Annotated in this window: 22 protein-coding genes; 14 read left to right on the forward strand and 8 right to left on the reverse strand. The window is 62.5% G+C overall.

The genetic code is table 11. The features are described 5' to 3' along the window. Complete coding sequence (locus BJG93_RS31685; protein WP_027194418.1) at positions 1 to 432, reverse strand: RidA family protein; 432 nt, start codon at positions 430 to 432, stop codon at positions 1 to 3. After that, positions 432 to 1,790, reverse strand: a complete 1,359-nt coding sequence (locus BJG93_RS31690) for a flavin-containing monooxygenase (RefSeq protein ID WP_027194419.1) — start codon at positions 1,788 to 1,790, stop codon at positions 432 to 434. The genes BJG93_RS31685 and BJG93_RS31690 overlap by 1 nt, the downstream gene beginning before the upstream one ends. Positions 1,791 to 1,999: 209 nt before the next feature. On the opposite strand from BJG93_RS31690, the gene BJG93_RS31695 reads away from it, so the two are divergent. The 8 genes from BJG93_RS31695 (at position 2,000) to BJG93_RS31730 (ending at position 10,780) form a co-directional block, all read left to right on the forward strand. Further along, positions 2,000 to 2,923: a LysR family transcriptional regulator gene (locus BJG93_RS31695; protein ID WP_027194420.1), complete on the forward strand. Its 924-nt coding sequence runs from the start codon at positions 2,000 to 2,002 to the stop codon at positions 2,921 to 2,923. 122 nt (positions 2,924 to 3,045) lie between these two features. Further along, a complete protein-coding gene (locus tag BJG93_RS31700) occupies positions 3,046 to 4,197 on the forward strand; it encodes an SRPBCC family protein (protein ID WP_027194421.1) in 1,152 nt (383 codons plus the stop codon). Between the two features lie 44 nt (positions 4,198 to 4,241). Further along, positions 4,242 to 5,447 carry an ABC transporter ATP-binding protein gene (locus BJG93_RS31705; RefSeq protein ID WP_027194422.1) on the forward strand — a complete coding sequence of 402 codons (1,206 nt, stop codon included), beginning with the start codon at positions 4,242 to 4,244 and terminating at the stop codon, positions 5,445 to 5,447. Between the two features lie 2 nt (positions 5,448 to 5,449). After that, positions 5,450 to 6,505: an ABC transporter substrate-binding protein gene (locus tag BJG93_RS31710; protein WP_027194423.1), complete on the forward strand. Its 1,056-nt coding sequence runs from the start codon at positions 5,450 to 5,452 to the stop codon at positions 6,503 to 6,505. Between the two features lie 39 nt (positions 6,506 to 6,544). Then, positions 6,545 to 7,801 (forward strand): ABC transporter permease, encoded by a 1,257-nt coding sequence (locus BJG93_RS31715; protein ID WP_027194424.1) that lies wholly within the window; start codon positions 6,545 to 6,547, stop codon positions 7,799 to 7,801. 52 nt (positions 7,802 to 7,853) lie between these two features. After that, a complete protein-coding gene (locus tag BJG93_RS31720; RefSeq protein ID WP_027194425.1) occupies positions 7,854 to 8,681 on the forward strand; it encodes an ABC transporter permease in 828 nt (275 codons plus the stop codon). A gap of 118 nt (positions 8,682 to 8,799) precedes the next feature. Beyond that, positions 8,800 to 9,249, forward strand: a complete 450-nt coding sequence (locus BJG93_RS31725; RefSeq protein WP_027194426.1) for an SET domain-containing protein — start codon at positions 8,800 to 8,802, stop codon at positions 9,247 to 9,249. Between the two features lie 307 nt (positions 9,250 to 9,556). Beyond that, complete coding sequence (locus tag BJG93_RS31730) at positions 9,557 to 10,780, forward strand: YeeE/YedE family protein (protein ID WP_027194427.1); 1,224 nt, start codon at positions 9,557 to 9,559, stop codon at positions 10,778 to 10,780. 121 nt (positions 10,781 to 10,901) lie between these two features. On the opposite strand, the gene BJG93_RS31735 is transcribed toward BJG93_RS31730, so the two are convergent. Together BJG93_RS31735 and BJG93_RS31740 are read right to left on the reverse strand one after the other, a co-directional pair. Further along, complete coding sequence (locus BJG93_RS31735) at positions 10,902 to 11,804, reverse strand: ATP adenylyltransferase family protein (RefSeq protein ID WP_027194428.1); 903 nt, start codon at positions 11,802 to 11,804, stop codon at positions 10,902 to 10,904. 37 nt (positions 11,805 to 11,841) lie between these two features. Then, the gene (locus BJG93_RS31740) at positions 11,842 to 12,330 is read right to left on the reverse strand and encodes an adenosine-specific kinase (protein ID WP_027194429.1); all 489 of its coding nucleotides are present in this window, start codon (positions 12,328 to 12,330) and stop codon (positions 11,842 to 11,844) included. A 351-nt stretch (positions 12,331 to 12,681) separates the two neighbouring features. On the opposite strand from BJG93_RS31740, the gene BJG93_RS31745 reads away from it, so the two are divergent. From BJG93_RS31745 to BJG93_RS31755, 3 genes are all read left to right on the forward strand, one after another. Next, positions 12,682 to 13,989 (forward strand): hypothetical protein, encoded by a 1,308-nt coding sequence (locus tag BJG93_RS31745; RefSeq protein ID WP_027194430.1) that lies wholly within the window; start codon positions 12,682 to 12,684, stop codon positions 13,987 to 13,989. A 91-nt stretch (positions 13,990 to 14,080) separates the two neighbouring features. Beyond that, the gene (locus tag BJG93_RS31750; protein ID WP_082194472.1) at positions 14,081 to 14,410 is read left to right on the forward strand and encodes a hypothetical protein; all 330 of its coding nucleotides are present in this window, start codon (positions 14,081 to 14,083) and stop codon (positions 14,408 to 14,410) included. Between the two features lie 25 nt (positions 14,411 to 14,435). Further along, positions 14,436 to 15,281 carry a GNAT family N-acetyltransferase gene (locus tag BJG93_RS31755; protein WP_027194432.1) on the forward strand — a complete coding sequence of 282 codons (846 nt, stop codon included), beginning with the start codon at positions 14,436 to 14,438 and terminating at the stop codon, positions 15,279 to 15,281. A gap of 120 nt (positions 15,282 to 15,401) precedes the next feature. On the opposite strand, the gene BJG93_RS31760 is transcribed toward BJG93_RS31755, so the two are convergent. Next, entirely contained in the window at positions 15,402 to 16,298 is an 897-nt protein-coding gene (locus BJG93_RS31760) for a LysR substrate-binding domain-containing protein (protein ID WP_231337675.1), read from the reverse strand. Between the two features lie 179 nt (positions 16,299 to 16,477). Here BJG93_RS31760 and BJG93_RS31765 point away from each other — a divergent pair, with 179 nt between their 5' ends. The 3 genes from BJG93_RS31765 (at position 16,478) to BJG93_RS31775 (ending at position 20,774) form a co-directional block, all read left to right on the forward strand. Continuing rightward, positions 16,478 to 17,644, forward strand: a complete 1,167-nt coding sequence (locus BJG93_RS31765) for a mandelate racemase/muconate lactonizing enzyme family protein (RefSeq protein WP_027194434.1) — start codon at positions 16,478 to 16,480, stop codon at positions 17,642 to 17,644. 147 nt (positions 17,645 to 17,791) lie between these two features. Beyond that, positions 17,792 to 19,150, forward strand: coding sequence for a dicarboxylate/amino acid:cation symporter (locus tag BJG93_RS31770; protein ID WP_027194435.1), 1,359 nt, complete (start codon positions 17,792 to 17,794; stop codon positions 19,148 to 19,150). Between the two features lie 76 nt (positions 19,151 to 19,226). Further along, positions 19,227 to 20,774, forward strand: a complete 1,548-nt coding sequence (locus BJG93_RS31775; protein WP_027194436.1) for a methyl-accepting chemotaxis protein — start codon at positions 19,227 to 19,229, stop codon at positions 20,772 to 20,774. A 19-nt stretch (positions 20,775 to 20,793) separates the two neighbouring features. Here the strand turns inward: BJG93_RS31775 and BJG93_RS31780 are convergent, their stop codons facing one another. Genes BJG93_RS31780 through BJG93_RS31790 form a run of 3 tightly spaced genes read right to left on the reverse strand, consistent with a single transcriptional unit; the run spans position 20,794 to position 24,166 of the window. Then, positions 20,794 to 22,344, reverse strand: a complete 1,551-nt coding sequence (locus BJG93_RS31780; protein WP_027194437.1) for an ATP-binding cassette domain-containing protein — start codon at positions 22,342 to 22,344, stop codon at positions 20,794 to 20,796. After that, positions 22,341 to 23,267 (reverse strand): branched-chain amino acid ABC transporter permease, encoded by a 927-nt coding sequence (locus tag BJG93_RS31785; protein WP_027194438.1) that lies wholly within the window; start codon positions 23,265 to 23,267, stop codon positions 22,341 to 22,343. The genes BJG93_RS31780 and BJG93_RS31785 overlap by 4 nt, the downstream gene beginning before the upstream one ends. Before the next feature lie 23 nt (positions 23,268 to 23,290). After that, positions 23,291 to 24,166 (reverse strand): branched-chain amino acid ABC transporter permease, encoded by an 876-nt coding sequence (locus BJG93_RS31790; protein ID WP_027194439.1) that lies wholly within the window; start codon positions 24,164 to 24,166, stop codon positions 23,291 to 23,293. Positions 24,167 to 24,264 lie beyond the last annotated feature (98 nt).

Here is a 24,264-nt window from a genome sequence, read left to right on the forward strand (position 1 = left end):
TTACATCTGGCCGGGCTTCCAGTCGTCTGGAATCACGGCGATTACGTCGATTTCCATCAGCCATTGCGGCTGGCCGAGCGCGCTGACGCACAGCCCAGTCGAAATCGGATACACGCCCTTGAGCCACTTGCCGACCTCCTGATACACCGGCTCGCGATAACGAGGGTCGGTGAGGTAAGTCGTCGTTTTGACGATATGCGACAGGTCGCTGCCCGCTTCTTCGAGCAGTTGCTTGACGTTCTTCATCGCCTGCTCGGTCTGCGCGCGGGGATCGCCGAGACCGATCAGCTTGCCGTCGAAATCCGTACCGACCTGGCCGCGCACATAGACCGTATTGCCCGCGCGAACCGCCTGGCAAAGATCGTTGTCGAGCGACTGGTTCGGGTACGTATCCTTCGTATTGAACATGCGGATGCGGGTATGCGTAGGCATCAGTTCACTCCCACTTCTTTGGCCTTCGGAGCATGCGATTCGTCGCATGCGGTATCGGTTGGGTTCGCGCCGTGCGTAGCGCGCATGTCCTGCTGACGCTGCGACGCGTCGCGATACGCGAGGTATTTTCGCTGCGTGACGATATGATCGGCGATGTGCTTTGCGTCGTGCCAAACGCCCCAGATAAACGACGACGCGCGCCGCGACAGCCACGGCAAGCCGAGGAAATACACGCCAGGCTCCTTCGATACACCGCGCTGATGCTGCGGTTTGCCGTTATCGTCGAACGCGTTCACGTGCAGCCAGCTGAAATCGACGGCGTATCCGGTGGCCCAGATGATCGTGCTCACATCTGCCTTCTTGAGATCCAGCTCCGCAAGCGGATGCGTCACGCACGCCGGATCCGGCGGAATCAAGCGTGCGCCGGGGTCTTCCGGCAAGTCGACGCCGTTGCGCTCAATGTAGTCGTCGGCGGCGTCCAGTAGCGACATCAGGTTTTCGTCGCCTCGCTTCAGATTGGCGGCGAGGTCCTGTTCGAAGGTCGCCACGCCATTCGTGAACGATTTCGTCGTGCCGACCAGCGTCATGCCCCGCTGCGCGAGCCTGCGAAAATCGATGGTTTGGCCGCCGTATGCGCCGCTGACGGCGATGGTCACATGCTCGCGTCCCGGAACGGCAATTTCCTTGTCCCATTCGCCGAGTACACCCAGCCACCAGCAGAAATCGCGACCGCGATAGGCGCGAGGCGGACGGTCATGCGCACCGACGGACAGATAAACCGTGCGGCCCGCACGTTGCAGCTCGTCCGCGATCTGCACGCCGGACGATCCCGCGCCGACCACGAGCACTGCGCCTGCGGGCAATTGCGCCGGGTTGCGATAGTCGGCCGAATGAAGCTGCGTGAGCTCGACGTCCTGTGGCGCGATGCGGGGAATGACGGGACGCTGGAACGGGCCGGTCGCCACCACCACACGACTGGCTTCGATCGTGCCATCGGACGTTGCGATCGTAAATCCTGCGCGTCCCTTCTGACGCTCGACGCTCGTGACTTCGACCCCTGTGCGGATCGGCGCATTGAACCTGCGCGCATAGGCTTCGAAGTAATCGGCGACCTGATCCTTGGCTGCGAAAGCATCAGGATCGAGTCCTTCGAACTCCATATTAGGGAAGCGGTCGTGCCAGGCGGGACCATTGGCGACCAGCGAATCCCAGCGGCCTGTACGCCAGCGTTCGGCGATGCGCTCACGCTCCAGCACGAGATGCGGCACGCCGAGATTGCTCAGGTGTTCACTTATCGCCACGCCTGCCTGACCCGCGCCTATGACTAGTGTGTCGATCGACGATATTTCAGCCGCCATGGCCTTCTCCTTCCGAAAAGCGGTCTGGATTCAGGTCTGTCTTCCATGACGCAATGCGCCGTCACAGGAACGTCCCCTCCCGGTCGGACAGAATCTACGCCGCGTCGCAGACAACAAAAACTATATTTTAAAAATGCTTTGCATTGCTTTTCTCTATGCAAGCGCAAACTGGCGAGCGACAATCGATTGGACCGATCACGGAGCGACTGATGGACGGCAATTCGATACGCTACTCGTTGCGTCAGCTCAGGTATTTTGTCGTCACGGCCGAGACGCTTTCCTTCACCGCCGCGGCAAAGCGGCTGCATATTTCGCAGCCGTCCATCTCGACGTCGCTCGCGGATCTGGAGGAATCGTTCGGCGTCCAGCTGTTCATCCGCCATCACGCCAGCGGCCTGTCCCTCACTCAACCGGGCCGCGATCTGCTCGGCCACGCTCGCAATCTGCTTCAGAACGCCGAAGAATTGCAGCTGACCGCGACGGAAATCGACGGCGGGATGTCGGGCTCGATCTCTCTGGGTTGCATGGTGTCCCTCGCCCCGCCGCTGATGCCGGGCATCATTAGCCGCTTCGTGCAGGATTACGCCGCGATCACCTTTCGTACGACGGAAGCGCATCAGGACACGCTATTAAGTGGCCTGCACGACGGCTCGCTCGATATCGCACTGACCTACAGCCTCGATATCACCGATGGAATCGCGTTTACCCCGCTGCTTTCGCTGCCGCCGTATGTCATCCTGCCTAAGACACACCGGCTTGCACGGGCACGCAAGGTGTCGCTGGCCGATCTGCTGCCCGAGCCTTATGTGATGCTGGACCTTCCGCATAGCCGCGAGTACTTTTCCGCGCTGTTCGACGCGGTCGGCAGCCGCCCTACTGCGGCTTTCCGGTCGTCACAGCCTGAAGTGGTGCGTGGCATGGTCGCCAACGGCTTGGGTTACAGCATACTCAACTTCCCGCTGAAGTCGACCCGGACCGTAGACGGCGAAGACTTCGTGATTAAACGTTTCAAGGAAAGCGTCAATGCAACGACGCTTGGCATTGCGTTATCGGGCGCCGTCAAGCCGCGTGAGGTTGTCAAACGCTTCTCGGCATTTTGTGAAACGTACATACGGCGTCTGCACCTCCGTTAACAGCCCGAAAAGCGCCATCGCATAGGCTGGAGCTATGCATTGCATCCAAAAACAATATTTTACCTAGCAATTTGGATTGTTAGATTGGTGCTGATCGGATGCACACACTGATGGGGGCCCACATGCAAGCCATTCTTCAGTCGTCGGACACTGAGCTCGACATCGTTCGCGCGCTGCGCGAGAACTGCGAGCGTCCGTTCGAGGATGCACACGCAATGCCGCCTGCCGTCTATACGTCGGAGGCGTTTCTCGCGCTCGAACGACGCGATGTGTTTCGCACCGAGTGGTTGTGCGTGGGCCGCGCGAGCGCGCTCGCCAACTGCGGCGACTACCTGAGCGCGCAAATCGACGACCAGCCGGTGTTCGTGCTGCGCGATGCGAGCGGTGCGTTGCGCGCATTCTCGAATGTTTGCCTGCACCGGATGTCAGTCTTGCTTGAAGGGCGCGGCAACGTGCGCCGGATCGTGTGTCCCTATCACGCATGGAACTACACGCTCGATGGTTCGCTCGCGGCCGCGCCATTGATGGATCGGCAGCCGGGCTTTTGCAAGGAGCAATACAAGCTGCCCGCCGTGCGCTGCGAGACGTGGCAAGGCTGGATCTACGTGACGCTCAACGAGCACGCGCCTGCGGTGGAATCGCATTTGTCCGAGCTGAGCAAGCTGATCGAGCCGTACGGCATGGGCGACTACGTCGAGACCTTCCACGAAGAACACGTGTGGGACACCAACTGGAAGATCCTCGCGGAAAATTTCATGGAGAGCTACCACCTGCCGATGCTGCATCGCGCAACGGTGGGACCGCACTCGAGGCTCGAAGAAATGGAATGTCCGCCGGGTTCGCCTGCGTTCAACTATCACTGGATCACCAAGGAAGCATCGCTGCCGATCGGCAACGCCCACCCCACCAACACGCGTCTGGAAGGTCACTGGCGCCGCACCACCGCGCTGCTCGCGATCTACCCGACACACCTGGTCACGCTGACGCCTGGCTACTTCTGGTATCTGATCCTGCAGCCGCAGGGCGTGGGCCGCGTGCATATCCGCTTCGGCGGCGGTCTCGCCCCGGAATTCGTCGACGATCCGCAGGCCGCCGGTTACATGGCCACGCTGAAGACGCTGCTCGATGAAGTGAACGCGGAGGACCGGCGCGGCGTCGAGGCGGTGTTTCGCGGCGTGCACGCGCCGCTCGCGAAGCCTGGCCATCTGAGCCCGCTCGAACGGCCGAATTACGACTTCGCCCGCTATCTGGCCGGACGCCTGGGCGCGACATGACGTTGCCGCCTCGCGTGGACCGCCACCACTCTGCCGAGTTACCCATGTCAAGCCAACCCTTTATCTCGTTCGCAGGCGTCAGCAAGTCGTACGACGGCGTGCATAGCGTCGTCGAGGGACTCGATCTCGACGTCGCGCACGGTGAATTCGTTTCGCTGCTCGGCCCGTCCGGTTCCGGCAAGACCACGACACTGATGATGCTCGCTGGGTTCGAAGCGCCGACGCGCGGCGAAATCCGCCTCGCCGGCAAGCGCCTGGACGACAAGCCCCCGCATCGGCGCGATATCGGCATGGTGTTTCAGAACTACGCCCTGTTCCCGCACATGACGATTGCCGAGAACGTCGCATTTCCGCTGTCCGTGCGCAAGGTCAGCCGAAGCGAACAGAAAACGCGCGTGATGCGCGTGCTCGACATGGTGGAGTTATCGCATCTGGCGGCACGGCGTCCGTCGCAACTGTCCGGTGGACAGCAGCAGCGCGTCGCGCTCGCCCGCGCGCTCGTTTTCGAGCCAAGCGTGGTGCTGATGGACGAGCCGCTCGGCGCGCTCGACAAGCGCCTGCGTGAAACCATGCAGTACGAGATCATGAGGCTCCATCGCGAACTGTCGCTGACGATCGTCTACGTGACCCACGACCAGAACGAAGCGCTGACGATGTCGGACCGCGTCGCGGTCTTTTCCGATGGACGCATCCAGCAGGCCGCTGCACCAACCGAACTCTACGAAAACGCGGCGAATGCGTTCGTTGCCAATTTCGTCGGCGAAAACAATGGACTGACCGGCCGAGTCAATGTCGACGGTGGCGAATGGGCTGCGATGCAGCTCGCCGACGGCAGCACGGTGTGCGGACGCCCGGGCGTCGGACTCGCGTCCGGCGACACGGCGATGCTGGCGCTGCGTCCCGAGCGCGCGCACATCGCCGCCACGCCGGACGCTGTGCGCGAAGCGGCGCGGCAGAACATGAACATCGTGCATGCGCTGGTCGAGGAACTGGTCTACTGCGGCGATCATCATCGCGTGCATCTGAAGCTCGTCCATGGCGAAAGCATGGTCGTCAAGCTACCGAATACACAGCACCACGATCTGCCCGCGCTCGGCCATCAGACCGCCGTGACCTGGCGACGCGACGACTGCAAGGTGCTGCCCGCAGAGGCAGCCGCGCCTCAATCCGCCGCCGCATCCGGCGGCGCCGACTATTCCGCTGTTTCCGTTCCGTCGTCCGCCTCGCCACTTATCGCAGGAGCCAATTAGAAATGAAGACCACACTCTCGTCATTCAGGACCACCCTCGCGGCGTGCGCGCTCGGGGTGTTTGCGACGGCCACGGTTCATGCGGCCGACACGATTTCCGTCGTCACCTTTGGCGGCGCGTATGAAGCTGCCGCCAAAAAGGCATGGTTCGAACCGTTCACCGCGAAAACCGGCGACCAGTTCTCCACCGAGTCCTACGATGGCGGCCTCGCCAAACTCCAGGCGATGGAGCAGTCGAAGAACCCCACCTGGGATCTGATCGACCTCGAAACCAACGATGCGATCACCGCATGCGACGAAGGCCTCATCGCGAAGTTCGACAAGAAGACGCTCGGCAACACCAGTAACTTCCTGCCGGGCGCGATCAGTGATTGCGCCGTCGCGGCGATGGTGTGGTCCACCGTCTATGCGTATGACACAAGCAAGCTCAAATCCGCGCCGACCACCATCAACGATTTCTTCGACCTGAACAAGTATCCCGGCAAGCGCGGCATGCGCAAATCGCCGAAGGTCGCGATGGAATGGGCGTTGATCGCCGATGGCGTCGCGCCCAAGGACGTGTACAAAACACTCTCCACGCCTGCCGGCGTCGAGCGCGCGTTCAAGAAGCTCGACACGATCAAGTCGAGCATCGTCTGGTGGGAAGCGGGTGCGCAGGCGCCGCAGCTTCTCGCCGACGGCGCGGTCGTGATGACCCAGGCGTACAACGGCCGCATCGACGACGCCGTGCACAAGGACAAGAAGCCCTTCAAGATCGTCTGGGATGCACAGGTGTACGACTACGAATGGTGGGCCGTGGTCAATGGCGCGAAGCATGCCGACGCGGCGCGCAAGTTCATTGTGTCGGCCTCGACGCCGCAGGCCTATGCGGACCTGTCGAAGTACATCGCGTATGCGCCGCCACGCAAGGACGCGATCCCGCTGATCGACAAGGCGCGGCTGAACGATCTGCCGACTGCGCCGGAGAACTTCAAGCGGCCGCTGCAAATCAACGCGACATTCTGGGCCGACAACGCGGATGCGATCAACAAGCGGTTCCAGAACTGGCTGACGCAGTAGCGCCAGATCGAACGAACGTCACCCGAGAGATCAAGCACGATGAACACGCCGCTGCCATCCACCGCCCCCTTCGGCCGCGGCCCGCAAGCCGCGAACCGCGAGTCGTTCCGCGCCGCGCGCCGCAAGGCTGCCATGCGCGCATTGCTGCTGGCTTTGCCGTTGCTCATCTTTCTGCTGGTGACGTTCGTTGCACCGATCGCAAGCCTGCTCGTGCGCAGCGTGCAGAACCCTGAAGTGCATGCCGGCATGCCGCGGTTGAGCGCGGCGCTGGCCGGATGGGACGGCGCGGGCGTACCCGGTGAGCCGGCATTTGCCGCCCTCGCGCAGGACCTGAAGGAGGCCAGCGAATACGGCCAGCTCGGCAATATCGCGCGACGCATGAACTTCTATCAACCGGAGTTCCGCAGCCTGCTCTTCAAGACGGCGCGCGCCACGCGTTCGCAAACGCCCGCGCAATGGAAGCCCGCGCTGATCGATCTGGACGAACGCTGGAATGCGCCGGAAACCTGGCGTCTGCTCAAGCGCGCGTCGATCTCGCCCACGCCCGACTATTTGCTGAACGCCGTCGACGCACAAGTCGCGCCTGATGGTTCGGTGACGTCGGTCGCGGCAGACAGTGCGGTCTACCGCGCGGCCTTCGAACGCACCGTCACCATCAGTGCGACGGTCACGCTGCTGTGCCTGGTGCTGGGCTATCCCGTGGCGCATCTGCTCGCGACACTGCCGCAGAACCAGAGCAACCGGCTGATTCTGTTCGTGATCGTACCGTTCTGGACCTCGCTGCTGGTGCGTACCACCGCGTGGTACGTGCTGCTGCAACCCGGTGGCGTGATCAACAGTGCGTTGCTCCGCTTCAGGCTCATCGATCATCCGTTGCCGCTTATTTTCAATCGCACGGGGGTGTTGATCGGCATGACCCATATCCTGCTGCCATACATGATCCTCGCGATCTTTTCGGTGATGAAAGGGGTGTCGCCGGTGTATATGCGCGCGGCGAAATCCCTCGGCGCGCATCCGGCTGTGGCCTTCGTGCGCGTGTATGTTCCGCAGACGCTGCCGGGTGTCGGCGCCGGATGTTTTCTGGTGTTCGTGCTCGCGCTCGGTTATTACATCACCCCGGCGCTGCTAGGCGGTGCCGGTGACGAGATGATCAGCCAGCTGATCGCGTCGCAAACCAACGATCAGCTCAACTGGGGACTGGCGGGTGCACTGTCGTGCTATCTGATCGTATTCACAGCGGTGTTCTATTTCATCTTCAACCGGCTGGTGGGTATCGACCGCCTGCGCTTCGGCTAATGCGCCGCGCCACTGACGCTCATTCGTGTAGTTGATCAACAGGCAGACTCAGATGAAAGACGGACGAACCCGGTTACTGTCGGAACGTATCGCGGATGCGGGATTGCGCGTGCATTGCGCACTCGTGTTCTTTTTCCTCGTCGCGCCGATTCTCGCGATCGTGCCGCTGTCGTTCAATTCCGGCTCGTTCTTCTCGTACCCGATGCAGGGCTTCTCGCTGCGCTGGTACGCGCAGGCGCTGAGTTCGCCGGACTGGCAACGCGCGTTTGCGAATAGCATCGGCATCGGCGCGGCCGCGACGCTGATCGCGACGGTGCTCGGCACGCTTGCCGCGCTCGGCTTGAGCCGCGCGCAGTTTCCTTACCGCTCGATCATCATGCCCATCATCGTGTCGCCGATGATCGTGCCTATCGTGGTGGTCGCGGCAGGTTTTTATCTGGTCTTTTCGCCGCTCGGGCTGGTGAATTCGTATGTCGGCGTCGTGCTTGCGCATGCGGCACTCGGTACGCCCTTCGTGGTGATCACCGTGACGGCTTCCCTGCTGTCGTTCGATCAAAGTCTGCTTCGCGCGGCGTCGGGTTTGGGCGCGCAGCCGTGGGTCGCATTTCGTCGCGTCACGCTCCCGCTGATCACGCCCGCCGTCGCAACCGGCAGTGTGTTCGCATTCGCGACATCGTTCGACGAAGTGATCGTCATTCTGTTCATTGGCGGCCCCGAGCAGCGCACCGTGCCGCGGCAAATGTGGAGCGGCATCCGTGACCAGATCGACCCGTCGATCCTTGCCGTGGCCACGCTGCTGATGGTGTTCGCCGTTGCGCTGTTCGCTTGCATGAACGCGTTGCGCAAGCGCGCGGCGGCGGCGAGCCGCTTGTTTGCCTGAACCGGTCGCGACGCCGGCTTGCCGCGCCCTACCGTTGCCAGTCTGACAGCGCGGCGATATGCTTCGCATCGCCGATAAACCACATGCAACGACCGAGGGTCGCGAAGGAACCGACACTATGCGATTACGACGCATCAGCGCACGCCGCTCACCTGTGCATGGCATGGGATTGTTCGCGCTGCAGCCGATCGCCGCGGGCGAACGGGTCATCGAATACAAGGGGGAAGTAACCAGCTGGCGGCGCGCCGCCGCCCGTCAGCGAGTCGAGGCCGGCCACACGTTCGTGTTTGGACTGTCCGATGGACGGGTGATCGACGGCAGCCGTGGTGGCAACAGCGCCCGTTTTCTGAACCATGCGTGCGCGCCCAACTGCGAGGCCATCGAAATGGGCGACCGGGTGTTCATTCATGCGCTCGTCACGATCGCACCGGGAGACGAGCTTTTCATCAATTACGGTCTGACAGTGGACGGCGCGGTCACCGACGACGTTCGCGCCCAGTACCGGTGTCATTGCGGCGCGCCGTCATGTCGTCGAACCATGCTGGGTGAAGCTGAAAACACTCGATAACGAGGCCTGATAACGATTTCAATGCAGATTTGAAATATCGCTATTACGAAGGGTTATTAAGTGTCCCACCTCAGCCGGTGTCGATTCCCGCAAAGCCCCATGCAGCAGGCCTTGCAGGCTAACTGCACGGCGCGCGCCAGAGTCGTCTGCAAGGAGCGCGGTGCTTGGCAGGCGCCTGCGGCGATGCAGCATTTCGGTATACTCGCGAGCTTTCCCTAACGATCTTTCGCGGTCCTTCTCCCGCGCGGCGACCGCCGTCTCACAGGCGTGCCGAGCTCGCGCGACAAGCGCGTCCGCCCCGCTCATCATGTCCGATCTTTCCACCTCCTTCGGCGCCCCCCGCCGTCTCGTCAACATCAATCCGAAGCCGCTCGCCGTCGCGCTCGCGCTCGTCGTGCTGGGCGCCATTTATCTCGCGCAGACCGTCAGCGTCACACAGGCCGCGCTGTACGTCCTCGGCGCGCTGCTCGGCGTCACGCTCTATCACGCCGCGTTCGGCTTCACGTCCGCATGGCGCGTGTTCATCGCCGACGGCCGCGGTGCTGGCCTGCGCGCGCAGATGCTGATGCTCGCGGTCGGCGTGCTGCTGTTCTTTCCAGCGCTTTCCGCCGGCACCTTGTTCGGTCATCCGGTGGTCGGCGAAGTGTCGCCCGTCGGCACGTCGGTGCTGATCGGCGCGTTCATGTTCGGCATTGGCATGCAGCTCGGCGGCGGCTGCGCGTCCGGCACGCTGTACACGGTCGGCGGCGGCAGCACGCGGATGATCGTCACGCTGATCGCCTTCATCGTCGGCTCGGTGGTCGGCACCGCGCACATGCCGTTCTGGTCCGCGCTGCCGCATCTGCCGCCGATCTCGCTCGTGCAGACGCTCGGCGTCGGCCCGGCGATCGCGCTGAACCTCGTGGTGTTCGCGTCGATCGCCGCGCTGACGATGCTGATCGAAAAGCGCCGTCACGGCCGTCTCGTCAGCGACGTGGATCGCGCACCGAACGCATCGCCGTGGCTGCATGGCCCGTGGCCGCTCCTCGCCGGCGGCGTCGCGCTCGCGATCCTCAACTTCGTGACGCTCGCGCTGTCGGGCCATCCGTGGGGCATTACGTCGGCGTTCGCGCTGTGGGGCGCCAAGGCGTTCTCCGCGATGGGCATCGACGTCGCGAGCTGGCATGTGTGGAGCAGCGGCCCGAACGCGGCCGCCCTCGCCGCGCCAATCAGCCACGACGCGAAGTCGGTGATGGACATCGGCATCGTGATCGGCGCGATGGTTGCCGCTTCGCTCGCCGGCCGCTTCGCGCCGGTGTGGCGTCTGCCGCCGCGCTCGCTGATCGCGGCGATCATCGGCGGACTGATTCTCGGCTATGGCGCACGCCTCGCGTACGGCTGCAATATCGGCGCGTATTTCAGCGGCATCGTGTCGGGCAGCGTGCACGGCTGGCTGTGGCTCGTCGCGGCATTTTCCGGCAACGTGATCGGCACGAAGCTGCGTCCGCTGTTCGGCCTCGCGGTCGAGCGCGTGAAGCAGACGGGCTGCTGATCGCACCGGCCTGGGCCGGATATCGGGCGGGGCTGCGCTGCCGCCTCGCTCCCCGCGGTTTCGGTTGAAACATCGCCGGATCGCATCGGGACGTTGCCGGACTTCCACAGGCGCGGCGGCGCTAAGTATTCGCAGGTAGCGCGACGCGTTCCAATACCGTCATCGGGCCGAGCCTTTCGATGACATCCAGCTGAGCCGCGTCACGCACGAAGAACGAACCGGCAAAGCCGAGCGCATTCACCGACACCCCTTCGACACGCTCTCGCGATCGGGGCACGAGCAGCATCCAGCGGCGCGTGACGAGCAGGTTATATGGTGTCGCGTGGCACCATGCACCGTCGATTTCGACCGCGCCTATAGCCGCCGCTTCGAGCAGCGTGCGATATCGGGAAAGCACCCGCGTCGCCGCATCCGCGCGAGTCAATTCGTCCGCGTCGAAGCGCGCGAACGCATGCCGAAACGGCAGCTCCGGCATGCGTTTCTCCGCATCGAGCAAGGGCTCGATCGGCACGGGCAGCCCGGTTTCCCCGAGCGGCAACGGCACGATCTGCAGATGCTTGTGCGGCTGGCTCGCGCCCGCCTCCGCGCCGGCGTTGTAAAAACCGATGCCGTCGAATTCGGCCATGCACGTGAGCAGCGCTTCGAAATCCGCAAGATCGAGCAGCGCTGCCTGCCGTGCGAATTCGCGGGTGACGATCAGCAGATGATGGTCGATCACATTGAACTTGTTCAGCAATGCGAGATGCGTGTCGCAAATGTCAGCGACGAACAGGTCCGGGTCGTATGGAAGAAATGGGTTCGCTTGAGGGCGCCTTTCCGTCTGAAGCTTTCGCGCCTGCTCGCGCTGCTGCTCCTTGCGCGCGAGGCTCGACACCTGACGCACGAGAAAACGGATGCCGCCGCTGTCGATCACGGACTGTTGCGTGTCGATCGGTTGCAGCGCACCGCGACTCAGTGCATGTTCGGTCTGTCGCACAACGGCGGGCCAAAGCGTGCCCGCAATGAGGCGTCGTTGTTGTTCCATAGAACGTCGGCAGGCGTGCAGTGAGTGAAAGCAGCCGCTACAGCTTGTACCCTATCGTGCGCAAAAGGTCCTTGCGCCATTGAACGTCTTCCGCGCTTTCGATGCCGACCGGCGAGAAACCATCTATCACACCGACGATCCCACGGCCCTGATCTGTTTCAGCAATCAGCACTTCGACGGGATTCGCCGTTGCGCAGAAGATGCGGCAGACCTCGGGCACCGCCTTGATCGTGTTCAGCACGTTGACGGGGAAAAAGCCGTCGCCCAGGAACACGAAAAAGCTATGGCCCGCGCCGACGTTGGTTGCGTTCTGGCATGCCATGTCGACGAGGCTTTCGTCCGTGCCTGAGCGCCGCACGAGGCGCTTGCCGGAGGCCTCGCAAAACGCGAGGCCGAATTTGATGCCGGGCACCGCGCCGACCATCGCCTCGTGAATATCCTCGACGGATTTGATGAAGTGGCTCTGCCCGAGAATGAAGTTGGTCGCTTCGGGCTTGACGACCTTGACGGCGGACAATTGCATCATGGACCTCGCTCCATTGCGGCAAAACGCCGATGAAAACACGTGGCAGACGGGCCGACGCGAACGCCGATCGTTCACGCGTCAGCCGGTAGGCGCGGGCCTGGCTTCTAGCCTAGTACTAACCGCGCGTGAGCGAAACCTCGACCGACCATGAGCCGCCTTCACGCGGCAATTCCATTCATTACCGGGTAGCCGTCCGGGCCGGGCGGCGCTTTCGCGTTTTGACCCGCTTTAAACCCCTCGGGCCGCAGCAAGTTCTTCGGGTCAACAAGGTCAAGCGCCGGTTTACGCCCCCCACCGAGTGTGCAAGTATCGTTACCAACGCGTATCCCGCACACTCTTGCGAGGCTCACGATGGCCTGGAAACTGTGGAAAACCGAGAAGCGGTACGACGAGACGCGAAGCTGGCCGAGCAATACGCATGAGTCGTTGAAGCAGCTTCTGGATATGTACCTCGGCAGCGACTCGCCACCGTTCGCGAACTGGGCCGCACCCGGGATTACCTTCGCGCCCGATGTCGACATGCTCGCCCGAAATGGAGTCCGGGGATATCAGCTTGCCCTCTGGCTGTGGCTTTTTGCCGAGAAGCACGGCACGATCGCGGCAAAAATGGTGCGTGAATCTTTGTGCCTGCTCGCCGACGCGATGCAACCGTCGTCCGGCGACCGGATCGACTCGCTCCTCGATCTCGCCAACCGGCTAGCGCATTCTGTCGAGGCTCTTTCCGCCGAACAGCGCACCTTCCGACTGGAGGGTCTGTCCGTCGAGCTACCGATGGAGTTTTTCCTCGCTACGGCCTTGCTCCGGCTCGCACCGGACTCTCCTTATGCTGGGATCGAAGGCGCCAACCTGCAAGGCAATGACTTCAAGCTGGCCGACTGCTTTCGCCATGCAACCGAGGAGGGGCTGGCGGTGTTCCGGCCCATGATAGACGCGGTCGACTTCGACGCGAAATCGCTGCCCCACTGGACATGGAGCGCTCATCCCGGCGCCGCCGAGCGACACCTGCAACGCCGCCACAACAATCCGCTGTTCGCCCTTCATCGCCAGATGGTGACCGCTCACGAGGTCTATGAGGCACGGCTTGCCGACGCTCAGGCCATTCAGGACATCCGAAGCGAGCTCAATGAGCTTAGCCGCTCGTTCTCCGAGACGACCGAATTGCCGTTGAACTGGCAGTCCTTTCTCGAAACATACCGGGACCACGTCGACAGACTCGATGAACGCCGGCTCGTCGTAGGCGGACAGAACGCGTCCCTCGCAGATGCAATTGCAGCGTTGCGCGCGGACATACTCGCAACCTGGCGCGCTTCGATTCACAAAAACCGGCACGGTCTCGCGACCCTTGAGCAGGAAGAAGCGAAACGGGCTGAGCGACGGACGATGCTGTATGGATGCGACTGGACGGCTCAGCTTTTGAGTCACGGGTCCCTGATTCCGCCAGAAGAGGTCGTTGCCGCCCTGCTCAGTGAGCCCGCCTCCGAGGTGGAAAAGGCGGTGACAGGTCTGCGGGGCGAACCTCGCCTGCATGAGACGCTTGCGCAGTGTCGGGCGGCTGCGCATCGGCTTGTGACCGAGCTTCGCGCGGCTGGCCACCCGCTTCCCGATATCGACGACAAGCTTCGCATTCTGGATGGTGCGCCCGGGCAGTTGCCAAACTGATAATCTTGCTGGTGTGCTATGTCTTGTTACCTTTGGATCCAGCGGGTATTGCCTGCGACCCTCATGCCACGCACGACCACCAAGGCCACGTATGAACTCTTCCTCTCGCGACCCGCTTGATGCAGCCACAGCGGCGGCATCTACGCTTTCGACATACCTGGAGCTTTCGCTAGACAAAGGAAAGAGCCTGATTGTGGTGCTCTCTCAACGCGAAAACAATGAAGTCTATCTCGGTGATCCTGGCGAGCCAGATGCCGACTGGATCAGCTGCGCGGCCATGCACAACACCGTGGTCCGCGCCCTTCTGGACGCCACTCGGTCGGGACTCAACGAATTGGTCATTGAAGGACAGGCTTACCGCTTCGTTCGGACCTTCGCACAAGTTGCCGAGCATGGAGCCGTCGTCTTCACACCCGCGTAGACGTCTTTCCGAGCACAGTCCCATCATGGATGATCGTAGCGATTTCTTTGTGCGCAACATGTCGTCCAGCGAGGTCGATCTGGCGATCGAATGGGCCGCGGCAGAGGGATGGAACCCGGGCCTTCACGACGCGCAATGCTTCTGGAACGCCGACCCCAATGGCTTTTTCGTCGGTATCTGGCGTGGGGAGCCGGTAGCATGCATCTCGGCAGTCGCCTACGATGAGCGCTTCGGTTTCATTGGCCTCTACATCGTCAAGCCGGCGTTTCGCTCGATGGGTTTCGGTCGGCGCACCTGGCAGCACGCCATGCGCTATCTGGCCGATCGTACGATCGGCCTGGACGGTGTCGTTGCTCAACAGCAGAACTATCAAAAGTCCGGCTTCCAGCTCGCGTATCGCAACATCCGCTTCCAGGGCGTCGTGCGAGCTGCGTCGGCGGCAAATGTGATGAACGCGCGGGCTGTACCCTTCGCGCAACTGGTCGCCTACGACAGCGCGTGTTTTTCGACCGCCCGTTCCCGGTTCCTCGCGGGCTGGATCGCGCAACCACAGGCGCTGGCTCTGGCGCATGTGCGAAACGCTCAGATCAGCGGGTACGGCGTGCTGCGCCGTTGCAGGACCGGCTACAAGATCGGCCCGCTGTTTGCCGACGACGCACGGATTGCGAACGATCTGTTCGACGGACTCGCCGCAAGCGTCGCAGGCGAAGTCATCACATTGGACGTCCCGGAGATCAACGCCGCGGCCGTAGCGCTCGCTCAACGCAACGGCATGGTTAGCGTGTTCGAAACGGCGCGCATGTACACTCGCGCCACGCCGGCTGTTCCCGTACAACGCGTGTTCGGGGTGAGTTCGTTCGAACTAGGATGACTGCAAAGATCGAGGTACGCACCGGCTTCGCGCGGCGCAACTTCGGGTACTCGAACGCTTGTTGCCATCAATGGCTATGCGCCTGTGATCAAGTCGCAGCGACGCCTGGCGACATGAACGTCACTTTCGCGAGGCCCGCTTCTTCCTTTCCGGAATGTCGACGGCGGTGTCGACCGGTGTGAACGGCGCCTGGAAATGATCGACGAGGAAATCGATGAAGGCTCGCGCCCGCGCCGTCTGATTGCGCTGCCTGGGGTAATAGACGAACAGGTCCGCCGAAGGAAGCACGGTGTTCGGCAGCACCAGCCTAAGACGCCCGCTCTGCACATACTTTGCCAGATCCCATTCAGAGCGAATCAGAATCCCATGACCGTCGAGCGCCCACCGAAGCGCAATGTCGCCATCGTTGCTCGATAACGCGCCTTTGACCTTGATCGCCTCGATGTGGTCGTTCACGATGTAGCGCCACACGCCATAAGCATCATCGTTCTGCCGATGAATGATGCAGCGATGCCGATGCAAGTCCTCTACCCGCTCGGGAGTCCCAAAACGTTCCAGATATTTCGGGGACGCGCAAAGAAAACGGCGATTGCTCATGATGCGCCTCGCGCTCAGGCGACTGTCGGGTAGCTCGCCGAAGCGTATCGCCATGTCGAAGGCGCCTTCGACGAGATCGACCGGCCGGTCCGTCACCTCGAACTGAACTTCGACATTCGGAAAACGCTTTGCGAAGTCGGATACGAGCGGTGCAATGGTCGTCCTGCCAAAACCTAGCGTCGCATTGATGCGCAACGGCCCGTGCGGATCGCGTCCGGCGCCGGATATGGCCTCCTCCATCTCGCGAACCTGCCCGACGATCTGGGACGCATAGCGCAGATAAGTCTCTCCCTCGGGCGTCAGGCTGACGCTACGCGTGGTCCGGTTGACCAGACGCGCGCCAAGCCGCTGCTCGATGATCCCCAGCCGCTTGGTTGCCGCTGGCGGACTGAGATCAAGCGCCCGTGCGGCGCCGGACATGCTCCTGAGTTTTGCAAGGAGAATGAAAAATTCAAAGTCGGATGCGGGGACAGTACTCACTTTTGGTGAAATATGTAGTGAACATAAGTGAATTCTAGCAAGCTCTTTCGCGGCTAAGCTATGCACCACATTGAAGCCGAGGTGGCTCGATAACTGTTCAAATCTCTGGAGACAGTGGCGTGAGAATCGTTGAAATCCGCGAAAAAACCGTTCCGATCAGTTCCCCGATCCGGAACGCCTACATCGACTTCAGCAAAATGACCCTGAGTCTTGTCGCCGTCGTTACGGACGTCATCCGCGACGGCAAGCCGGTGATCGGCTACGGCTTCAACTCGAACGGGCGTTACGGCCAAGGCAAGCTGATGCGCGAGCGTTTCATCCCGCGCCTGCTCGAGGCCGAGCCTGCCTCGCTCGTCGACGACTCCGGCCACAACCTCGATCCCCACAAGATATGGGCGACGATGTTCATCAACGAGAAGCCCGGTGGCCACGGTGAGCGGTCCGTCGCCATCGGCACGATCGACATGGCCGTCTGGGACGCAGTGGCGAAAATCGCCGGGAAACCGCTGTTTCAGCTCCTCGCAGACCGGTACGGCAATGGCCAGGCCCAGCGCAAGATCTTCGTCTACGCGGCGGGTGGCTACTACTATCCGGGCCAGGACCACGAAAAGCTCAAGGACGAGATGCGCAGTTACATCGACCGCGGCTACACGGTCGTGAAAAAGAAAATCGGCGGCGCCTCACTCGACGAAGACCTGCGACGCATCGACTCCATCCTGAGCGTGCTGCAGGATGGCCAGAAGCTCGCGGTCGATGCCAATGGCCGCTTCGATCTCGATACGGCGATCCAGTATGCGAAGGCCCTGTCGCAGTACGACCTGTTCTGGTACGAAGAGGCGGGCGACCCGCTCGACTTCGAGTTGCAGGCAACGCTGCGCAACTACTACGACAAGCCGATGGCAACCGGCGAAAACCTGTTCTCGATGCAGGATGCGCGCAACCTGATCCGCTATGGCGGTATGCGCCCCGATCGCGATTGGCTGCAATTCGATTGCGCGTTGAGCTACGGCCTCGTCGAGTATCTGCGAACCCTCGACATGCTGCATCAGCACGGCTGGTCGCGCAGCCGTTGTATTCCCCACGGTGGGCATCAGATGTCGCTCAACATCGCGGCGGGCCTCGGACTTGGCGGCAACGAATCGTATCCGGACCTGTTCCAGCCATACGGTGGCTTCCCGGACGGCGTTCGCGTCGAGAACGGATATATCACCATGCCCGAGCTGCCCGGCATCGGCTTCGAAGGCAAATCCGACCTCATCGCCGAGATGCGCAAGCTGGCCGAATAACGCCCGTTTGCAACGGCACCACCAACATTTCCGGTCGAATGGTTCATAACAAGACGGAACAAAGCCGGCGCCATGCGGCCTTCCCACGCTCCTGCGCGGGAAGGCCGCATTTTTGCGTTTGAAGACGCCACGCACAGGAGACAAGACATGCCAGTATCGAAAGCAAGACGGACACTTTCCAAGTTGTACGTTCAGGTCCTTATCGGGATCGTGGCCGGTGTCCTGCTGGGCCACTTCTACCCCGCGCTCGCCTCACAGATGAAGCCGCTGGGCGACCTGTTCATCAGGCTGATCCGGATGCTGCTTGCACCGATCATCTTCGCGTCGGTCGTGGTTGGCATTGCGCGCATGAACGACCTCCATCAAGCGGGCCGGGTAGGCGTGAAAGCACTTTTGTATTTCGAACTGGCATCGACGATCGCGCTGATAGCGGGCATGGTGGTCGTGAATGTCATCAAACCTGGCAGCGGAATGAACATCGATCCTTCGCAAATCGATGCCGCTGCGATTTCGACCTATACGCACGCGGCGCAGCAACACGGCATGCTCGACTTCTTGATGAGCATCGTTCCGAATAGCATCGTCGGGGCGTTCGCCAAAGGCGAGATGCTTCCCATCATTTTCTTTTCAGTCCTGCTCGCCATCTCGCTGGCCAAGCTCGGACCGCGTGCCGCGCCATTCGTCGACATGCTCGACATGTTCCTTCAAGGGATGTTCGGCGTCGTGCGGATCGTGATGTACGTTGCTCCGATCGGCGCGTTCGGGGGCATGGCCTTCACGATTGGCAAATACGGCATCGGTACGTTGGCATCGTTCGGCGAGTTGATGCTTTGTCTGTACCTGACTTCGTTCTTCTTCGTGTTCGTCGTGCTTGGCCTCGTGATGAAAATGTGCGGGCTATCGCTGTGGAAGTTTCTCCGCTACATCAGGGACGAGATTCTGATTACGCTTGGCACAGCGTCGACGGAAGCAGTGTTGCCGCAGATGCTGATCAAGATGGAAGCGATGGGCTGTTCTCGCCCCGTCGTCGGGATGGTGTTGCCCACCGGCTACACGTTCAATGCCGATGGAACGGCGATTTATCTGACGATGGCGGCCTTGTTCATCGCTCAGGCGATGAACGTCCACCTGAGCATCTGGGACCAGTTGCTTGTGCTCGGCGTGCTGCTGCTCACATCGAAGGGTTCCGCCGGCGTCGCCGGGGCGGGATTCGTTGCGCTGGCGGCGACGCTAGCCTCGATGCACACGATCCCCGTGGAAGGCCTCGTGCTGCTGCTCGGCGTCGATCGCTTTCTCAACGAGGCGCGTGCAGTCACGAACCTGATTGGCAATGGCGTTGCGACGGTCGTCGTCGCTCGCTGGGAAGGGGAACTTGATAAAGACATGGCGCGCGCGGTGCTGAATCGCGAGAACACGGCTCACTTCCGCACGCCTGGCGCTGCCGCGCAACCGGCAGTCACGTCGACATCGACGACCGAATCGGCCGTGCGTTCCAGCGCGCACTAGCCGATTCATCGATAGCACTGCACTTTTCGCGCGAGATGCCGTTAATACAACGGCATCTCACTCTACCGGATTCGGCATGAAACTCACCATCAAGTTCCGTCTTCTCGCCGCACTCACATTGCTCGGGTTCCTGCTGACGGTGACTGGCGCGCTGGGCATCGTCGGCATGCGTGGTTCGAACCATGCTGTTGCGCAGGCGTACACGAACGACGTGGCTGCCGCGACCGCGCTCGGCAAGTCCAACCTGAACCTGACGATAGTGCGCACCACGCTCGACCGCGTGCTGCTGCACCCGGAAGCACCGGACAGAGCCGCATTGATTGACAAGGCACGCAACTATCTCGCGGTCTCTGACAAGGCCTGGAAAGCGTACCGCGCACTGCCCGTCTCCGACGAAGAGGCGGCCTTGTCGAAGGCTGTGGCCGACGCCCGCGAAGCAATGCTGCGCGGCGCACTGGAACCGATGATGGATGCGATGAGTCGTGGCGATCATGAAGCCGCCGACCACGATGCGATGGTCGTGATGCCACCGCTGTCGGCGGCGCTCACGCAGAAAGCCGCCGATCTGGACAAGTTTCGCAACGAGCAGGGCAACGCACGTTACGCGACGGCGCAGGACCGCTACGACATCCTCGTGACCACTACCGGAATCGCGATCGCCGTCGGTCTTCTGACCTGCCTCACATGCGGCTTCACGCTGCTTCGCGCCATCGCGCGCCCGATCGATATGACGGTGCGCCATGTCGAGCGACTCGCTCAGGGTGACATGTCGCAGGAATTGCGCTTCGACAGTGCTGACGAAATGGGTCGGCTCGTCAAAAGCGTCGGGCAGATGCAGAAAGACATCGGCACGATGATTGAACAGATCGCACACGGAAGCGAGTCGATCGCGTCCGCGACCCAGCAGATCTCGGCCGGCAACGCGGACCTGTCGTCGCGCACCGAGACGCAGGCGGCGTCGATCGAGGAAACGGCGGCGAGCATGGAACAACTCACCAATGCCGTCACGGAGAACGCGGCGCACGCGCGTGAAGCGCGCGAGCTGGCAGACGCGACGAAGGCGACAGCCGGCGCGGGCGCGGACGTGGTGCGTCAGGTCATCGCCGCGATGAGCGACATCCACGACGGCGCGAAGAGGATGGGCGAGATCATCGGCGTGATCGAAGGCATCGCCTTTCAGACCAACATTCTTGCGTTGAATGCGGCTGTCGAGGCCGCGCGCGCCGGAGAGGAAGGACGTGGCTTTGCCGTCGTCGCTGGCGAAGTACGCAATCTGGCCCAGCGCTCAGCGACAGCGGCAAAGGAAATCAAGGAGCTGATCGACGCGTCGACAGCCCGAGTCGCGGACGGTTCGCGCCTGGTTGGTCGAGCCGGCGAGGCCATGGGCGAAGTACAGACGGCCGTCAGCCGCGTCACGTCGATCATGAGCGACATCGCGACGGCTTCGGCCGAACAGAGCGATGGCATCGAGGAGATCAATCGCGCGATTACGCAGATGGACCACATGTCTCAGCAAAATGCCGCACTGGTGGAACAGGCCGCCGCCGCGGCCGCATCGCTAACGGAGCAGACGGGTCTGTTGACGAAGGCGGCTGGCCGATTTCGCTTTGCGTCCATGTCCTGATGCGGGACGGTGACGCGAACTAGAAGCTCGCCCGCCGCTGCTGTCCTTGAGTCCGCGCGTCGCCGGACGTCGTGGCGCCGGACCCATTGTTAGGCACCACTTCAAGGAAGCCGCGCCCCATCTCCGCCTCGAAGCGCGAAGCACTGCCCTCCCAGATGATGCGCGCATGTTCGAGCACATAGACGCGGTCAGCATGCGGCAGTGCGAACCTCACGTTCTGCTCGCCCAGCACCACGGTAATGGGCGTCGACTTCTGCAGCGACTCCAGTGCTTTCGACAATTGCTCGAGAATGACGGGCGCGAGCCCGAGTGTCGGCTCGTCGAGAATCAGGAGCTTCGGCTGCGCCATCAGCGCACGCGCGATCGCGAGCATTTGCTGCTCGCCGCCGGAAAGCGTGCGCGCCGTTTGGCCTTGGCGCGACTGGAGAATCGGAAAGAGATCGAATAGCCACGACAGCTGTTTCGCGCGCACCGTATCGGCAAGATGATAGGCGCCGAGTTCGAGATTCTCGAGCACCGTCATGTCGCCGAATAGCTCGCGCGTTTCCGGGCATTGCACGAGGCCGGCGCGCGAGATGGCCGCACCGCTCATACCGCGCAGATCGCGCCCGTCAAAGCGAATCGTCCCCTGGTACCGCACGAGGCCCGACAGCGCGTTGAAAAGCGTCGTCTTGCCCGCGCCGTTGAGCCCGACGATCGAGACGAATTCGCCCTCGCGCACGTGCAGACTGACGTCATCGAGTGCGCATGCCTTGTCGTATAGCACACGCAGCCCGGCCACCTCGAGGATCGTGGGCTTCGCATCGCCCGCGGCTCCGGTGCGTTGGCGCAGCTCCAGCTTGCCGCCCAGATAGACCCGACGCACCGTCTCGTTGCGCATCACTTCTTCGGCGGTACCCTCGGCGACATGCTCGCCAAGGTACATCGCGAGCACGCGGTCGGCGAGCGCGGAGAGACTTTTGACGTTGTGGTCGACGAGCAGCACCGCGCGGCCTTCGGCGCGAAAGCCGCGAATCAGCTCGGAAAATGCCTCCGATTCCGCCACCGTCAATCCCGCGAACGGCTCGTCCACCAGCACGACCTGCGGGTCGCGCGCAATGGCTTTCGCCATCTCCATGCGGCGCAGGTCCGCAAACGGCAGCGTCGCAGGATGCCGATGCATGACGGCGGCAAGGCCCACGCGCGCGGCGATTTCCTGGGCGCGCTGGTGCACGTGCGGTTCGGCGGCCAGCTTGACCAGCGAATCCGGTAGCAGCGCGAGCTTGATGTGTTCCAGCACCGTCTGCCGATGAAGCGGCCGCGAATGCTGGAACACGATGCCTACGCCCGCGCGCGCGATGCGGTGCGGCGCCCAGCCCGCCATCTCCACGCCATTCACCTTGACCGACCCCGCATTGGGCCGCTCGATGCCCATGATCAGCTTCATGACCGTGGACTTGCCCGAGCCGTTGGGTCCGATCAGGCCAAGAATCTCGCCGGGCCGGATGTCGAAGCCGATATCCTTGACGGCGACGAGACCGCCGAAGCGCTTGGTCAGCCCTCGTACGGACAGCAGCGGCGACTCGTTCATTGGCGCTCCCTCGCACGCAGCAGATTGCCCAGCAGGCCGTCTGGAAAGAACAGCAACGCAGCGAGCGCGACCGCCGCGACGACGAACGTGTTGAGCTGGCCGAGCGGGCGCAGGAATTCGCCGGCGACGATCAGGAAGATCGATCCGAGCACCGCGCCGAGGATCGTGCGGCGTCCGCCTAGCACGGCCGCGATGATGATCTGTACGCCTACGCTCAGATCCACGACCGTGCTCACCGAGGCCGTGCCCTGGTAGAACACCAGCATCGCGCCGGCCACGCCCGAGAAAACGGCGCTGACGCAAAAGGCCACGAGCTTGTGGCGCGTCACATTGAAGCCGAGCGCCTGTGCGCCGGTCGCGTCCTGGCCGCTTGCCTGCAGAATCAGACCGACTGCCGAGCGCGACAGGCCGAACAGCAGGATCGCGCAAACGATCAGGAACGCGAGCGCGATCCAGTAGTTATGGTTCGCATCGACCGACATCACGTCCGGCACCATCATGCCGATCTCGCCGCCCGTCACGCCCGCGAAGATCACGATGGCGTTCTGCAGCAGCAGTACGGCCACGAGTGTGACGAGCCCGAAGTAAGGACCGCGCAGCCGCAGTGCGGGCACCGCGAGCAACAGGCCGCCCAGCAGCGCGACGCCGCCGCCCGCGATCACGCAAACGGGGATCGGCAGGCCAAATCGGGCGTCGAGGATCGCAGCCGCATAGGCGCCGAGGCCGATCAGGAAGGTCGGGCCGAAGTTGACCTCGCCGGCAAAACCGAACAACAGGTCCCACGACATCGCGAACACGCCGAAGTAGTACGCCACCGTGAGCACGCCGAGGATGTAGCCCGAAAGCCACCACGGCAACGTTGCCGCCATCACGACGAGCGCGACGGCGATCCATGCGCGGCGCGAACGGAGAAGAACGGACATGGGGATACGCTCCATTCGCACTGTTAGCGCCGCCCGAGGAAACCCTGAGGCCGCACATACACCACCAGCACCAGCAGGAGCAGCGCGGGCAGTGGCCGCAGGGTCGGCGCAATCAGATAGGCCGTGATGGTCTCCAGATAACCCACGACATACGCGGCCATCAATGAGCCCGACACGCTGCCGAGTCCCCCCAGCACGACAATCGAAAACGCGCTGGCCGTGAGCTGCCCCGCATTGTTCGTACTCACGCCGAGGAACGAAGCGAGCAGCACGCCCGCAATGCCGGCCAGCACGCCATAGATGCTCCATGCGAGAAGATAGATGCGCGACAGTTCGAAGCCGAGCAGCGTGAGACCGCGCGGATTCATCGACGCCGCGAGCAGCGCCTTGCCTGAACGCGTGCGGTTCACGAACAGCCACAACAGGCCGATCACCGCCCAACAGACCACGGCGATCATGATTTCGTTGAACGGCACACGCACGCTGCCCACCATCGCCACACCGCTGATGAGCGGGCGCATCGTCACCGGGTTGTCGGTGAAGAGCCAAGCCATGCCCTGCTGGATCATGATGCCCCACAGCAGGGTGCCGGTCAGCACGAAGATTTCCTTCTCTTCGCCGGGAATGGCGGCCGAGCGTTGAATCGGCCGCACCACCATCAGGTAGGTGACGAAGGCCGTCACGAGACCCGCCAACACGCCGAGCAGCGTGCCGAGATACGTGCCGAGTCCCGCCTCGCCCGCGAGCATCCAGCCCATCAACGCCGCGACCAGCATCACGCCGCCGTGCGCCAGGTTCAAGATGCCCGAGACGCCGAAGATCAAGGTGAAACCGATCGCCCCCAGCGCGTAGAGGGAACTGATTGCAAAGCCGTCGACGAGAATTTGCAGTAGCAACATGCCCGGCCCTTCATGCTGGTTAGCGTATCGATGCGTGCGCTGTCCGGGCCTTCGTGACGCGCAGGTCCGGACAGACCGAAGCAGCCTCCATCGTGATC

The organism is Paraburkholderia sprentiae WSM5005 (genome assembly GCF_001865575.2).
GTDB lineage: Bacteria > Pseudomonadota > Gammaproteobacteria > Burkholderiales > Burkholderiaceae > Paraburkholderia > Paraburkholderia sprentiae.